At 58.5% G+C, this 14,370-nt stretch carries 10 protein-coding genes; 7 read left to right on the forward strand and 3 right to left on the reverse strand.

Annotated features, from left to right (window positions below; genetic code table 11):
- The first annotated feature begins 47 nt into the window (after positions 1-47).
- The 7 genes from nusA to D109_RS0120795 all read left to right on the forward strand — a co-directional run bounded on the left by nusA (position 48) and on the right by D109_RS0120795 (position 9,162).
- Positions 48-1,529 (forward strand): transcription termination factor NusA, encoded by a 1,482-nt coding sequence (gene nusA, locus D109_RS0120765; protein ID WP_003212187.1) that lies wholly within the window; start codon positions 48-50, stop codon positions 1,527-1,529.
- A gap of 27 nt (positions 1,530-1,556) precedes the next feature.
- The gene (infB, locus tag D109_RS0120770; RefSeq protein ID WP_003212186.1) at positions 1,557-4,079 is read left to right on the forward strand and encodes a translation initiation factor IF-2; all 2,523 of its coding nucleotides are present in this window, start codon (positions 1,557-1,559) and stop codon (positions 4,077-4,079) included.
- Positions 4,080-4,238: 159 nt separating this feature from the next.
- Positions 4,239-4,640, forward strand: coding sequence for a 30S ribosome-binding factor RbfA (gene rbfA, locus D109_RS0120775; RefSeq protein WP_017478568.1), 402 nt, complete (start codon positions 4,239-4,241; stop codon positions 4,638-4,640).
- 3 nt (positions 4,641-4,643) lie between these two features.
- Positions 4,644-5,561: a tRNA pseudouridine(55) synthase TruB gene (truB, locus tag D109_RS0120780; protein ID WP_017478569.1), complete on the forward strand. Its 918-nt coding sequence runs from the start codon at positions 4,644-4,646 to the stop codon at positions 5,559-5,561.
- Positions 5,562-5,676: 115 nt separating this feature from the next.
- On the forward strand, positions 5,677-5,946 hold the full coding sequence (gene rpsO / locus D109_RS0120785) for a 30S ribosomal protein S15 (RefSeq protein WP_003177875.1): 270 nt from the start codon (positions 5,677-5,679) through the stop codon (positions 5,944-5,946).
- Between the two features lie 194 nt (positions 5,947-6,140).
- A complete protein-coding gene (gene pnp, locus D109_RS0120790) occupies positions 6,141-8,246 on the forward strand; it encodes a polyribonucleotide nucleotidyltransferase (RefSeq protein WP_003212180.1) in 2,106 nt (701 codons plus the stop codon).
- A 295-nt stretch (positions 8,247-8,541) separates the two neighbouring features.
- Positions 8,542-9,162 carry a BON domain-containing protein gene (locus tag D109_RS0120795; RefSeq protein ID WP_017478570.1) on the forward strand — a complete coding sequence of 207 codons (621 nt, stop codon included), beginning with the start codon at positions 8,542-8,544 and terminating at the stop codon, positions 9,160-9,162.
- A gap of 228 nt (positions 9,163-9,390) precedes the next feature.
- Here the strand turns inward: D109_RS0120795 and D109_RS0120800 are convergent, their stop codons facing one another.
- From D109_RS0120800 to D109_RS0120810, 3 genes are all read right to left on the reverse strand, one after another.
- Positions 9,391-12,324, reverse strand: a complete 2,934-nt coding sequence (locus tag D109_RS0120800; protein ID WP_017478571.1) for a DUF748 domain-containing protein — start codon at positions 12,322-12,324, stop codon at positions 9,391-9,393.
- 107 nt (positions 12,325-12,431) lie between these two features.
- Positions 12,432-13,448: a class I SAM-dependent rRNA methyltransferase gene (locus D109_RS0120805; RefSeq protein ID WP_017478572.1), complete on the reverse strand. Its 1,017-nt coding sequence runs from the start codon at positions 13,446-13,448 to the stop codon at positions 12,432-12,434.
- A gap of 43 nt (positions 13,449-13,491) precedes the next feature.
- Entirely contained in the window at positions 13,492-14,367 is an 876-nt protein-coding gene (locus D109_RS0120810) for an oxygenase MpaB family protein (RefSeq protein WP_017478573.1), read from the reverse strand.
- Positions 14,368-14,370 lie beyond the last annotated feature (3 nt).

The following is a 14,370-nucleotide window of genomic DNA, read 5'->3' on the forward strand; positions in this document are numbered from 1 at the left end:
GACGCGGATCCCGCGGATCCAATGGCTTGCGAAAGGCGAGGCGTACGATGAGCAAAGAAGTACTGCTGGTTGTTGAGTCGGTATCCAATGAAAAGGGCGTACCGGCAAACGTGATTTTTGAAGCGCTGGAGCTGGCTCTGGCCACTGCTACCAAAAAGCGTTTTGAAGACGAAGTTGATCTGCGTGTGGAAATCAACCGCCACACCGGTGCCTACGAGACTTTCCGTCGCTGGACGGTCGTCGAAGAAGCCGATCTTGATGATCCGGCCATCGAAACCTGGCCGAGCAAGGTTGCTGAAACGCATCCGGGCGCACAGGTCGGTGATGTCGTTGAAGAAAAGATCGAATCCATCGAGTTCGGCCGCATCGCTGCACAGACTGCCAAGCAAGTCATCGTGCAGAAGGTCCGCGAAGCCGAGCGCGCTCAAGTCGTTGACGCTTATCGCGAGCGCCTGGGGGAAATCATCTCCGGCACCGTGAAAAAAGTCACCCGCGACAACGTGATCGTCGACCTGGGTAACAACGCTGAAGCGTTGCTGGCCCGCGAAGACATCATTTCCCGCGAAACTTTCCGGGTTGGTGTGCGCTTGCGTGCACTGCTCAAGGAAATCCGCACCGAGAACCGCGGCCCTCAGTTGATCCTGTCGCGTACCGCGCCGGAAATGCTGATCGAGTTGTTCCGCATCGAAGTGCCGGAAATTGCCGAAGGCCTGATCGAAGTCATGGCTGCGTCCCGCGATCCGGGTTCGCGCGCCAAGATCGCGGTCCGCTCCAAGGACAAACGCATCGACCCGCAAGGTGCTTGCATTGGTATGCGCGGTTCGCGCGTCCAGGCAGTGTCGGGCGAATTGGGCGGTGAGCGTGTGGACATCGTCCTGTGGGACGATAACCCGGCGCAGTTTGTGATCAACGCAATGTCGCCTGCTGAAGTGGCGGCAATTATCGTTGACGAGGATGCCCATGCAATGGACATCGCCGTTGGCGCAGACAATCTGGCTCAGGCCATCGGTCGCGGTGGTCAGAACGTACGTTTGGCCAGCCAGTTGACCGGCTGGACCCTGAACGTGATGACCGAATCGGACATCCAGGCTAAGCAGCAAGCAGAAACCGGTGACATCCTGCGCAACTTCATCGACGAGCTGGAAGTCGACGAAGACCTGGCACAGGTGCTGGTAGATGAAGGCTTCACCAGCCTGGAAGAGATTGCCTACGTACCGTTGGAAGAAATGCTCAACATCGACGGCTTTGACGAAGACACCGTCAACGAGCTTCGCGCTCGGGCCAAGGATCGTTTGTTGACTAAAGCCATCGCTACTGAGGAAAAGCTGGCAGACGCCCATCCGGCCGAAGACCTGCTCTCGCTTGAGGGTATGGACAAGGATTTGGCGATGGAACTGGCGGTGCGCGGCGTAATTACCCGCGAAGACCTGGCCGAGCAGTCTATTGACGACCTGCTCGACATCGACGGCATTGACGATGATCGTGCCGGCAAGTTGATCATGGCCGCCCGAGCCCATTGGTTCGAGTAATTAGGCGCGGCCTGAGGAGAGAAGTGCATGACGCAAGTCACGGTGAAACAACTGGCCGATGAGGTCAAAACACCGGTAGAGCGCCTGTTGCAGCAGATGCGTGAGGCAGGTCTGCCGCACACCGCCGCCGACGAAGGTGTGAGCGATAGTGAGAAGCAGTCTTTGCTGACTCACTTGAAGAGCAGCCACAAGGCGAAAGTGGAAGAACCGCGCAAGATTACATTGCAGCGCAAAACCACCAGCACCCTGCGTGTTGCTGGCAGCAAGAGCATCAGCGTTGAAGTACGCAAGAAGAAAGTCTTCGTACAGCGCAGCCCGGAAGAAATCGAAGCCGAGCGCAAACGCGAACTGGAAGAACGTCGCGCAGTAGAAAATGCTGCTCGTCAGAAGGCTGAAGAAGAAGCCAAGCGTCGCGCCGAAGAAGAAGCGCGTCGCCAGCCTGCTGCTGCGCAACCTGCTAACACTGAGGCCGTTGCTGCGCCTAGCGCGCCTGTTGAAGCTGTTCGTGAGGCCGCTCCGGTTGCCGCCGCGCCGGCTCCTGCAGCCGACGCTCGCAAACGCGAAGAACCTCGTCGTCCGGACAAACCACGTGCTGACGATAACAATCGTCGTGGCAGTGGCGATGGTGAGCGCAAAAACGCTCCACATCGTGCTTCGGTCAAAGAGAAGGCGCCAGCGCCACGCGTTGCTCCACGTACTACCGACGAAGAAAGCGACAGCTTCCGTCGCGGTGGTCGCGGCAAGGCCAAGCTGAAGAAACGCAACGCCCACGGTTTCCAGAGCCCAACCGGCCCTGTCGTGCGTGATGTGCAGATCGGCGAGACCATCACTGTTGGCGACCTCGCCAATCAGATGTCGGTCAAGGCTGCTGAAATCATCAAGTTCATGTTCAAACTGGGTACCCCAGCGACCATCAACCAGGTACTGGACCAGGAAACTGCCCAACTGGTTGCTGAAGAGCTGGGCCATAAAGTGACCCTGGTCAGTGACACCGCCCTGGAAGATTCCCTGGCCGAGTCCCTGAAGTTTGAAGGCGAGACTTTCTCCCGTGCGCCAGTCGTGACCGTAATGGGCCACGTTGACCATGGTAAGACCTCGCTGCTCGACTACATCCGTCGTGCCAAGGTAGCTGCAGGCGAAGCCGGCGGTATCACCCAGCACATCGGTGCATACCACGTTGAAACCGAACGCGGCATGGTCACCTTCCTCGACACCCCTGGTCACGCCGCGTTTACCGCCATGCGTGCCCGTGGTGCCAAGGCGACTGACATCGTGATCCTGGTAGTTGCAGCGGACGACGGCGTAATGCCGCAGACCATTGAAGCTGTCCAGCACGCCAAGGCCGCTGGTGTTCCACTGGTTGTTGCAGTGAACAAAATCGACAAGCCGGGCGCCGATCTTGATCGCATCCGTAGCGAACTGTCGGTTCACGGCGTGACTTCCGAAGAGTGGGGCGGTGATACGCCATTCGTTTCGGTTTCGGCGAAAGTCGGTACCGGTGTAGACGAACTGCTCGAAGCTGTTCTGCTGCAAGCCGAAGTTCTCGAACTGAAAGCCACTCCATCGGCCCCGGGTCGTGGTGTTGTGGTTGAATCGCGTCTCGACAAAGGTCGTGGCCCGGTTGCAACCGTTCTGGTTCAAGACGGTACCCTGCGCCAAGGCGACATGGTCCTGGTCGGTTCGAACTATGGCCGTGTACGTGCCATGCTCGACGAGAACGGCAAGCCAATCAAGGAAGCCGGTCCTTCCATTCCTGTCGAGATCCTCGGCCTGGACGGTACCCCGGACGCTGGCGACGAGATGAGCGTGCTGTCGGACGAGAAGAAAGCCCGTGAAGTGGCTCTGTTCCGTCAAGGCAAGTTCCGCGAAGTCAAGCTGGCCCGTGCTCACGCCGGCAAGCTGGAAAACATCTTCGAGAACATGGGCCAGGCAGAGAAGAAGACGCTTAACATCGTCCTCAAATCTGACGTTCGTGGTTCCCTCGAAGCGTTGAACGGCGCCTTGAACGGCCTGGGTAACGACGAAGTGCAAGTGCGTGTTGTCGGTGGCGGTGTCGGTGGTATCACCGAATCCGACGCCAACCTGGCACTGGCTTCCAACGCTGTACTGTTCGGCTTCAACGTGCGTGCCGATGCTGGCGCACGGAAGATCGTCGAGCAGGAAGGCCTGGACATGCGTTACTACAACGTCATCTACGACATCATCGAAGACGTCAAGAAAGCCCTCACCGGCATGCTTGGCAGCGACGTCCGGGAGAACATCCTGGGTGTGGCCGAGGTGCGTGACGTGTTCCGCTCGCCGAAATTCGGCGCGATCGCCGGTTGCATGGTTATCGAAGGTGTTGTGCACCGTAACCGTCCAATCCGTGTACTGCGTGAAGACATCGTTATCTTCGAAGGCGAGCTGGAATCCCTGCGCCGCTTCAAGGATGACGCTTCCGAAGTACGTGCCGGCATGGAATGCGGTATCGGCGTCAAGAGCTACAACGACGTCAAGGCGGGTGACAAGATCGAAGTCTACGAGAAGGTTCAGGTTGCTCGCAGCCTCTAACTCGCGCACTTCAAGGGCCACGCGGCGCCCGGGCATGCAAATGCCTGGCGCCGTGTTCGGACTCTAAACGCAACGCCCGGTCTGGCTTTTGTCAGGCCGGGCGTTTGCCGCTTTCAGACCCCACGGGTTTCACCGTGTGGCAGTAACAGGTAACAAGACATGGCAAAAGAATACAGCCGTACCCAACGTATCGGCGATCAGATGCAGCGCGAGCTGGCACAGCTGATCCGTCGTGAAGTAAAAGACCCACGTGTTGGCCTGGTCACCATCACCGCCGTTGAGGTCAGCCGTGACGTTGGTCACGCCAAGATCTTCATCACCGTGATGGGCCAGGACAGCAGCGAAGAAATCGCGCAAAGCATCAAGGTGCTCAACTCTGCCGCAGGCTTCCTGCGCATGCAGTTGGCCCGTGAAATGAAGCTGCGCAGCGTTCCACAGTTGCACTTCCACTACGACGAAAGCGTCGTGCGTGGTGCGCACCTGTCGGCACTGATCGAGCGGGCCGTGGCTGAAGACAATCAGCACCCGGTATCCGCCACGCCTGAAGACGCCAAGGAGTAATCGGTGGCTCAGGTCAAACGTATCCGTCGTAACGTCAGCGGCATCATTCTGCTCGACAAGCCCATTGGCTTTACCTCCAATGCGGCGTTGCAGAAGGTTCGCTGGCTGCTCAATGCCGAGAAGGCAGGGCACACCGGCAGCCTCGACCCCTTGGCCACCGGCGTGTTGCCGTTGTGCTTCGGCGAGGCCACCAAGTTTTCGCAATACCTGCTCGATTCCGACAAGGGTTACGAAACCCTGATGCAACTGGGCAAGACCACCACCACGGCAGACGCCGAAGGTGATGTTCTGCAGGTTCGCGAAGTGACCGTTGGTCGTGCTGATATCGAAGCGGCTTTGCCTGCTTTTCGTGGGCAAATCAGTCAGATACCGCCGATGTACTCGGCTCTCAAGCGTGATGGCCAGCCGCTTTACAAGCTGGCACGTGCAGGTGAAGTGGTGGAGCGCGAACCGCGTTCTGTTACTATTGCGCGCTTGGAATTGCTCGCCGCTGAAGGCGACACTGCCCGGTTGGCGGTGGACTGCAGCAAAGGCACCTATATCCGTACCCTCGTGGAAGATATCGGTGAGCTACTAGGCTGTGGCGCATACGTTGCAGAACTGCGACGCACCCAGGCAGGCCCTTTCACCCTGGCCCAGACGGTCACGCTGGAAGAGCTGGAAGCCGTACATGCCGAAGGCGGCAACGAAGCGGTTGATCGCTTCCTGATGCCATCGGACAGCGGTTTGCTGGATTGGCCATTGCTGCACTTTTCGGAGCACAGCGCGTTCTACTGGCTTAACGGCCAGCCAGTACGTGCACCGGATGCCCCGAAGTTCGGCATGGTGCGGGTACAAGATCACAACGGTCGCTTTATCGGTATCGGTGAAGTGAGCGAAGACGGGCGCATCGCGCCGCGTCGACTGATTCGGTCAGAATGACCGAACGAGGGTGGCTGTTAACAGGCATGGTCACTACTCATTTTTAGATACAGGGATTTGTCCCTGGCCTGTTGAAACCGCCCTTTGGGTGGTTTCCTGAAAAAAGGATTGCCTCATGGCTCTCGACGTTCAAGAAAAAGCTCAAATCGTAGCTGACTACCAGCAAGCTGTTGGTGACACTGGTTCGCCAGAAGTGCAAGTTGCACTGCTGACCCACAACATCAACAAGCTGCAAGGTCACTTCAAGGCCAACGGTAAAGATCACCACTCCCGTCGTGGTCTGATCCGCATGGTAAACCAGCGTCGTAAGCTGCTGGACTACCTGAAAGGCAAGGATCTGGGTCGTTATCAGACTCTGATCGGTCGCCTGGGTCTGCGTCGCTAATAAGCGATTGCGCTAGAGGTTGGTTGGCTGTCGTGTGTCAGTGGGTTTCCCGCTGGCCCATGGCAGGCTTCCAGCCTCAAGTTTTATCTGGATACACGTTTTACCCTGGACAGGCGTTGGGCCGATTCCCGACATTGCCCAAGAATTTCGCAAGAAGACAAGTTCCCCAAGAGCCACAAAGAAGGTAGGACACCGTGAACCCGGTTATCAAAAAATTCCAGTTCGGTCAGTCGACCGTTACCCTCGAGACAGGCCGTATCGCCCGTCAAGCCTCCGGCGCAGTGCTGGTCACCGTTGACGACGACGTCACCGTATTGGTGACCGTTGTAGGCGCCAAGACCGCTGATCCAAGCAAAGGCTTCTTCCCTCTTTCCGTTCACTACCAGGAAAAGACTTACGCTGCCGGTAAGATCCCTGGTGGTTTCTTCAAGCGCGAAGGCCGTCCTTCCGAGAAAGAAACCCTGACTTCCCGACTGATCGACCGTCCGATCCGTCCGCTGTTCCCAGAAGGCTTCATGAACGAAGTGCAGGTTGTCTGCACCGTCGTTTCCACCAGCAAGAAGACCGATCCGGACATCGCTGCGATGATCGGTACCTCGGCTGCCCTGGCCATCTCCGGTATTCCTTTCGATGGCCCGATCGGCGCTGCCCGCGTTGCATTCCACGAAAGCACCGGCTACCTGCTGAACCCGACTTACGAACAACAGAAAGCGTCGAGCCTGGACATGGTCGTTGCCGGTACTTCGGAAGCGGTGTTGATGGTTGAATCGGAAGCCAAAGAGCTGACCGAAGACCAGATGCTGGGCGCGGTACTGTTTGCTCACGACGAGTTCCAGGTTGTGATCAACGCTGTTAAAGAACTGGCCGCTGAAGCTGCCAAGCCAACCTGGACCTGGGCTCCTCAGCCAGAAGCTACCGCACTGTTGGGCGCTATCCGCTCCGAGTTCGGCACAGCCATCTCCGACGCCTACACCATCACTATCAAGGCCGACCGCTACGCTCGCCTGGGTGAGTTGAAGGACCAGGTTGTTGCCAAGCTGTCCGGTGAAGAAGGCCAGCCTTCTTCCAGCGAAGTCAAAGCAGCCTTCGGCGAAATCGAATACCGCACCGTTCGCGAAAACATCGTTAACGGCAAGCCTCGTATCGACGGTCGCGACACTCGCACTGTACGTCCGCTGAACATCGAAGTCGGCGTTCTGCCAAAAACCCACGGTTCGGCCCTGTTCACCCGTGGCGAAACCCAGGCTCTGGTTGTTGCAACACTGGGTACTGCCCGTGACGCACAGTTACTGGACACCCTGGAAGGCGAGAAAAAAGACCCGTTCATGCTGCACTACAACTTCCCTCCGTTCTCGGTAGGTGAGTGTGGCCGCATGGGTGGCGCTGGTCGTCGCGAAATCGGTCACGGCCGTCTGGCCCGTCGTTCGATTGCAGCCATGCTGCCTGCCGCCGACGTGTTCCCGTACACCATTCGTGTTGTGTCGGAAATCACCGAGTCCAACGGTTCCAGCTCCATGGCTTCGGTCTGCGGTGCTTCCCTGGCTCTGATGGACGCCGGTGTACCGATGAAGGCACCGGTTGCCGGTATCGCCATGGGTCTGGTTAAAGAAGGCGAGAAGTTCGCCATCCTGACCGACATCCTGGGTGACGAAGACCACCTCGGCGACATGGACTTCAAAGTAGCCGGTACCGCCAAAGGTGTTACCGCGCTGCAGATGGACATCAAGATCAAAGGCATCACCGAAGAAATCATGGAGATCGCTCTGGGCCAAGCCCTGGAAGCGCGCCTGAATATCCTCGGTCAGATGAACCAGATCATTGGCCAGTCCCGTACCGAGCTGTCGGAAAATGCTCCGACCATGATCGCGATGAAAATCGATACCGACAAAATCCGTGATGTTATCGGTAAAGGCGGCGCGACCATTCGTGCGATCTGTGAAGAGACCAAGGCTTCGATCGACATCGAAGACGATGGCTCGATCAAGATCTTCGGCGAAACCAAGGAAGCGGCTGAAGCGGCACGTCAGCGCGTCCTGGGTATCACCGCTGAGGCCGAGATTGGCAAGATCTACGTCGGTAAGGTTGAGCGCATCGTCGACTTCGGCGCATTCGTTAACATCCTGCCTGGCAAGGACGGTCTGGTTCACATCTCCATGCTGAGCGATGCTCGCGTTGAGAAAGTGACCGACATCCTGAAAGAAGGCCAGGAAGTGGAAGTGCTGGTACTCGACGTGGACAACCGCGGCCGTATCAAGCTGTCCATCAAGGACGTAGCAGCAGCCAAGGCTTCGGGCGTTTAAATCACCCCGTTGCTGTACGCTGAAAAAGGACTCTTCGGAGTCCTTTTTTTATGTCTGCGGGAAAATGCCGAAAAATCAGGTGCTTACTAAAATCCAAAAGCCGCAACTTGCATGCAGGCACGATCGAATTCATGCAAGTTGCACGATTCCGAAAAAATGGTGATTTTATAAGTTGTTGTTTTATAAGGATTTAATATTGATTCGGGACTTGGCACACTGCCTGCAACAACCCTGTTAACGCTGCAGCATCAAGGTTCACACACTGCAGACTTTTAATAAAACAGGAGTTACTCGTATGAAGAAGTTCGCTCTCGCTACTGCTACCGCTCTGACCCTGGCCATGGGTGCTAACGTGGCCTTTGCACAGACTTCCCAAGCTCCAATGACTCTGGCAGCCGGTGAAGTGACCAAGGCTAAAGAGGCTACCTCGGATACCTGGATCACCACCAAAGTCAAATCCGACTTGCTGACCGAGAAAGGTATTCCAGGTTCGGACATCAAGGTTGAAACCAACAAAGGCGTGGTTTCCCTGTCCTCGACAGTGGCTATCTCCGACGCACAGAAAGCCACTGCTGTAGCGATCACCAAAAAAATCAAAGGCGTAACCGCCGTTTCGGCTGACGGCCTGATGGCTGGCGGCGCTACCAAGGCTGACAACGTCGACAAAACCAAAAGCGCAGCGGCTGACGCCAAAGAGTCCACCTCGGACACTTGGATTACCACTAAAGTGAAAGCTGATCTGGTAACCGAGAAAGGCATTCCTGGCACCGACATCAAAGTCGAAACCAACAAGGGTGTAGTTTCCCTGTCGTCGACCGTCGCAGTGACTGAAGCGCAGAAAACCACCGCGGTGAATATCACCAAGAAAATCAAAGGCGTTAAAGCTGTATCGGCCGATGGCCTGAAAGCAGAGTAACGCTTAGCGAATCGCCTGAACTAGGCAAGAGGCGGCCACGAGCGAGTTAGATATCCGCTCAATGCACCTCACAGGTTCATGCGACCGACCACACGGATGTGGTCATTACAGGCCCCGGCACTTGTGTCGGGGCCTGTTCTATTGCGGGTAGAAAAGCTTGAAGGGTAAGCGAGGCTCTTGTGGCGAGGGGGCTTGCCCCCTCGCCACAGGTACTCAGCGGGTGCCGGATTATTCGGCATCCAGATGCATAGGTGTCACTACCCGACCATCTTTCTCCGCTTCCCCAAGATTGGCATCGATAAAGTAAACCCGCTCATCTTCCAGCTGGCCCTTGTCCACCAGGTAGTCCTTGATCGCACCGGCGCGGTCCTGGCCCAGTTGGCGCAGCAACACGTCACTGCCACTCCAGAACTTGATTACGCCGTCCCGCAGCTTGGCGGTGCGTTCGTCATTGCTCAGGTCTTTCCACTCGGCCGGCGGCTGTTGTTTCAGGCGGGTACGGTAGATGCCTTCCAGCAGCGGCGCCTTTTCCTTTTCCGGAACTTCAAGCAGCGACGCCTGGGCCGGGACCTTATCGCCACGGCGCTGGAGGATCTTGTAGTAGTTGTACTGGTATTCGCGTTCCAGTCGCTGCGCGGCCAACAATGGGCCGTCACTGCTGGCAGCGGCGGTGCCTTCGATCTCCAGGCGCAGGGCAGGGCGCTCCTTGAGGGCCTTGGCCAGGCTGTCCAAGGTTGATTGGGAATCCTTGCTCAGCTCGCTGGAACCCGGGGCGAACGACACGTTGCCAAGGTCTTGAGCACCACTCCCGCTAATCAACCCGCCAATGAACTTGAAGGGCGCCGTGGCCGCGCGCACCACCAGGTTACGCAGGGTTTGCCAGACAATCGGCATCACGCTGAATTGCGGGTTGTTCAAGTCGCCGGTCACTGGCAGTTCGATCGAAATCTTGCCGTCGGAATCCTTGAGCAACGCAATCGCCAGGCGTATCGGCAGGTCCACCGCGTCTGCACTGTCGACCTTCTCACCCAGCTGCAGCTGCTCGACCACCACCTTGTTCTCGGCCTTCAACTGGCCCTTGGTGATGACGTAATGCAGGTCCAGGTTAAGGCGGCCCTTGCGGATTCGGAACCCGGCAAACTTGCCCGAGTACGGTGTCAGGGTGGTCAGTTCGACACGTTTGAAGCTGGTGGCGATATCCAGTGCCGCCATCGGGTCAAACGGGTTCACGCTGCCCTTGATGGTCACCGGTGCATAACGGTCGACCTTGCCCTTGATGTCAACGCTGGCCGGCTTGGCCTGGCGACTGTCGATGGTGCCGATCTGGCCGTTGAGCTGTTGAATCGCCGTGGCGAAGTTCGGGGTCAGGCTGAAGTCGGCGAAGTTGGCCGAGCCGTCGTTGATCGCAATCTGACCAATATGAATCCCCAGAGGCTTCTCTTTGCTCGCCGCAGGTTTGGCTGCGGACTTGCTGCCACTGTTGGCCGGCTGCGGAATCAGCAAGTCATCGACGTTGGTAGTGCGGTCATCATTGATCATGAAACGTGCGTAGGGCTGCAACAGGTTGACCTTGTCGATCGACAGGCTGTCACCATGTTGATAATTCACGCCTTCCAGCACCAACCGCTGCCACTTGAGGAAGTCGCGGTTCTTCATGGTGTCCAGGGTGTGCAACTGGTCGACCTGTGCCCGGCCAGTTACCTGGAACGCCAGGGGCTCGGTGCTTTTCAGGTTGACGTCGAGGTTGCTGCCGAGCATGCCGCTACGCAGTTCCAGGCGGATAAACGGGCTGATGTAGGACTGGGCGACACGCAGGTCGATGTCCTTGGTATCCACTTTCAGCTTGGCGCTGACCGGGCTCAGGTTGACCTGGCCGGTAGCCTGGAGCTTGCCCTGTTTGCCTACGCCGGTATCGAGCTTGAGGGTAAACGGGCTTTGGTTGAGGCTGTCGAAACCCTGCAGGTCAACGTTCAGCGGGCCGACGTCCAGGGCGACGGCAGGTTTAGCCGAACGGTCCGCCAGATGCACTTGATAGTCACGCAGTTGCACGTCCTTGAGCAGCACTTGCCAAGGCTTGCTCGGCGCTGCCGGCGCTGGCTTTGGCGAGTCGGCGGTGGCGGGCGCAGTGGCCGGCTCAGCTGCGGGTGCAGGCTTGCTCGGCTGACTGGCGAACAGTTTCTGCCAATCCAGTTGGCCATCTGCTTCAAGGGCTGCCCAGGTTTCGAGCTTGTTGCTGCGGATCTTGCCGACGATCACTTGCTGTTTGGCCAGGTCTACCGTGGTCTCGCTGACGTCCAGCTTCTCCAGGCGCGCGAGTGGCCGGCCATCCGGCGCCTTGATCGCGAACGGCGCGACACTCAGGGCGACGTTGGTCAGGTTCAGCTCGGTTTCCTTGGCCAGGCTCAGCTTGTAGTCGGTGCTGAAATTGAGGATGCCGTCTTCGAGAACCAGCGGTACCGCATCACGCACATACGGCCACCAGACTTTCATTTTGCCGTCGGTAACCTTGAGTTTGCCTTCGGAGGCAATCGGGATGAGGCTGAAGTTACCGGTCCAGTCGATGTGCCCGCCTTCCGGGCCCGCCGCCACCAAGGTCATGGCGGCGTTGTCATCGGGCAGCGTGCTGAGGTTTTTCAGCTCGAAATCCAGCTTGTCGTAGAGAAACTCGATGGGCTCGCTGGGACGCAAATCCTGGAAGTGCACATAACCGCCCGCCAGCTTGATGTTGTCGATGCGCAGCGGGAATGGTTTGGCGTTCGGGTCCGTTGGCGTCGGTTCGCTGGCTGGCAATTTGAACAGTTGCGCAAGGTTGAGCTGGCCGGATTTGTCGAACCGCAGTTCGGTCTTCGGCTTGTCGAGTTGTATATCGGCCAAGTGCAGGGCGCGGGTCCATAGGCTGTCGATCTGCAGGTTGGCGTACAGGCGTTCAAAGGCTACTTGCTCCTTGCCCGGTTCTCCGATGTTCAGGCCCCACACGGTCAGTTCGAGGCTGAACGGGTTGAGCTCGATACGCTCAATATGCGCCGGCACCGTGGCGTAATTGGCCAACTGCTGGTTGGCCACGCGAAGGGCAATGCCGGGGAGAATAAGGAAGCCCAGCAAGCTGTACAGGGCCAGGGCGGTCAGCAAGGCGCCAGCGGCGCGAATCAATCCTTTGGGCATATGTGACGCCATCTATGTCGATCAAGAGTGCCTTGGAGTATGGCACGGGTTTACGGTTCCGAAGAACCGGGCCTTTATTCGGCGTACAGGCCCCTTTGGGACAAGTCTTACAGCTGCAGGATGAGGGTCTTCAGCGGTGGTTGCTGGTCGAGGGACGGGAAATCGGCGCCGGGTGTCATGATCTGCCAGTCGCGGACCGGCCGCCCGGCCTTTTCGGCGCAACGCAGGACCTGGTCGCGCCAGTCGTCCATGCCGACTTTTGCCAGGTTGTTGCAGCAGATCAGCACGCCGTTATCGGCAGTGGCCAGCAGCGCCGGCTTGAGCAGGCTCTGGTAGTCGCGTAGCAGGTCAACGGTGCCGAAGGCGCTCTTGGCCCAGGCTGGCGGGTCGAGCAGCACCAGGTCGTATTGACGCTGGTCCAGGCGCGGATAACTCGGCAGTTTCTGGCCGCGACGCTGGCTGATAGGCAGGCCGGCCAGTTGGCGGATTGCCGGGAAGTAGTCGGACTGGACGAATTCCATGGTCGGCAATTGCGGATTGAGTTGCCCGTTTTCGCGACCGACCGCCAGGTTGCCCTCGGCAAAGTCCAGGTTGCACACTTCACGGGCACCACCGGCGGCGGCGCTCAGGCCTACGCCGCAGGTGTAGGCGAACAGGTTCAACACGCTTTTGCCGGCACTGTGTGCCTTGACCCAGCCGCGGGTGTTGCGCAGGTCCAGGAACAGCAGCGGGTCTTGCCCGGCATGGCGGCCGCGCACGCGGTAGTTGAGCCCCCACTCGTGGCCGATCAAGTCTTCCAGAGCAGCGGGCTCGGCACGGTAAACCGTGTCTTCACGGTCGATACGCGAGTTGCCCCGGGAGCGGTCGTTGTAGACCAGCAACAGCTCCAGCCCCAGGTGCTGATTGATCGCCTGATGCAGCTGCAGCAGGTCGCCGCTCTCCAGTGACTGGTGAAAACTTTGCACCAGCAGTTGCGGGCCGTAGCGGTCGATCGTCAGGCCGCCAGCGCCTTCCTGGCTGCCGTGGAACAGGCGATAGCAATCGGTGCCTTGTGCATGCAGCTCAGCGAGCAGGTCCTGGCGGTGATCGAGGGCGGCGCGCAGCGCCTGATTCAAGGAAGACATAGTGCGCGCCTTGCAGAGTAATTGGGGCGCGGGAGTTTAACAGTTATGGCTCCAGCAGGCCCATTCGCCTGTGGGCCCGTTGCACCGAACCGTTGCGCATGGCCCAACGCAACAACGGCGCGCTGCGCCTGACCCCGGCGCGAATCATCTGGCGTTGCAGCGGGCTTTGCTTCTGCCCGAGCATGTCGCTGGCCCAGTCCGGCAGCAGGTCGATACCGGCCTGCATCATCAGTGAGCCAAACGGCTTGGCCAACGTACTCGGCGACGGCGCATTCAGCAGCAAGCGCAGGACTTCGTGGCTGCGTTCGTCACACAGCAGTTGCGGGCGAATACGCTCAAGGTAATCGGAAATTTCCTGGCGTGAACGCGGCACATGGCGCGCCCCCAATTGCTCGGCCACCAGGGCGATTTCGCTGTAGTACCGGTCTTGATCTCTCGGAGATAAATCTGGGTTGCGATAACGCAGATGGGCCGCGAGAAAGTTGCTGACCTCCGCCACATGCACCCAGGTCAGCAACTCGGGATCGCTGGCCGCATACGGTCGGCCATCAGGTGCATGGCCGACCACTTGCAGGTGAATGGTGCGCACTTTCTCGATCAGCCATTCGGCGTCGCGGCGCGAACCGAATGTGGTCCCGGAAATGAACTGCGAGGTACGCCGCAAACGCCCGAGCATGTCTTGCCGAAAGTTCGAATGGTCCCACACGCCGGCCAGGGCCAGCGGGTGCAACGCCTGCAGCATCAGCGCGCTGATGCCGCCGATCAACATGCTGCTGAAGTCACCATGGACCTTCCAGCTCACCGAGTTCGGCCCAAAGAGACCTGGATCACCCTTGGGGTTTTCCAGGTCGAGTTGACCCAGTGACAAGCCGGTCAGGCTCATCAGCTGGTTTTCGATGCGGCTGCGAATGAATTCCATGGG

It is taken from the genome of Pseudomonas sp. PAMC 26793, from assembly GCF_000313235.1.
Taxonomy (GTDB): Bacteria; Pseudomonadota; Gammaproteobacteria; order Pseudomonadales; family Pseudomonadaceae; genus Aquipseudomonas; species Aquipseudomonas yamanorum.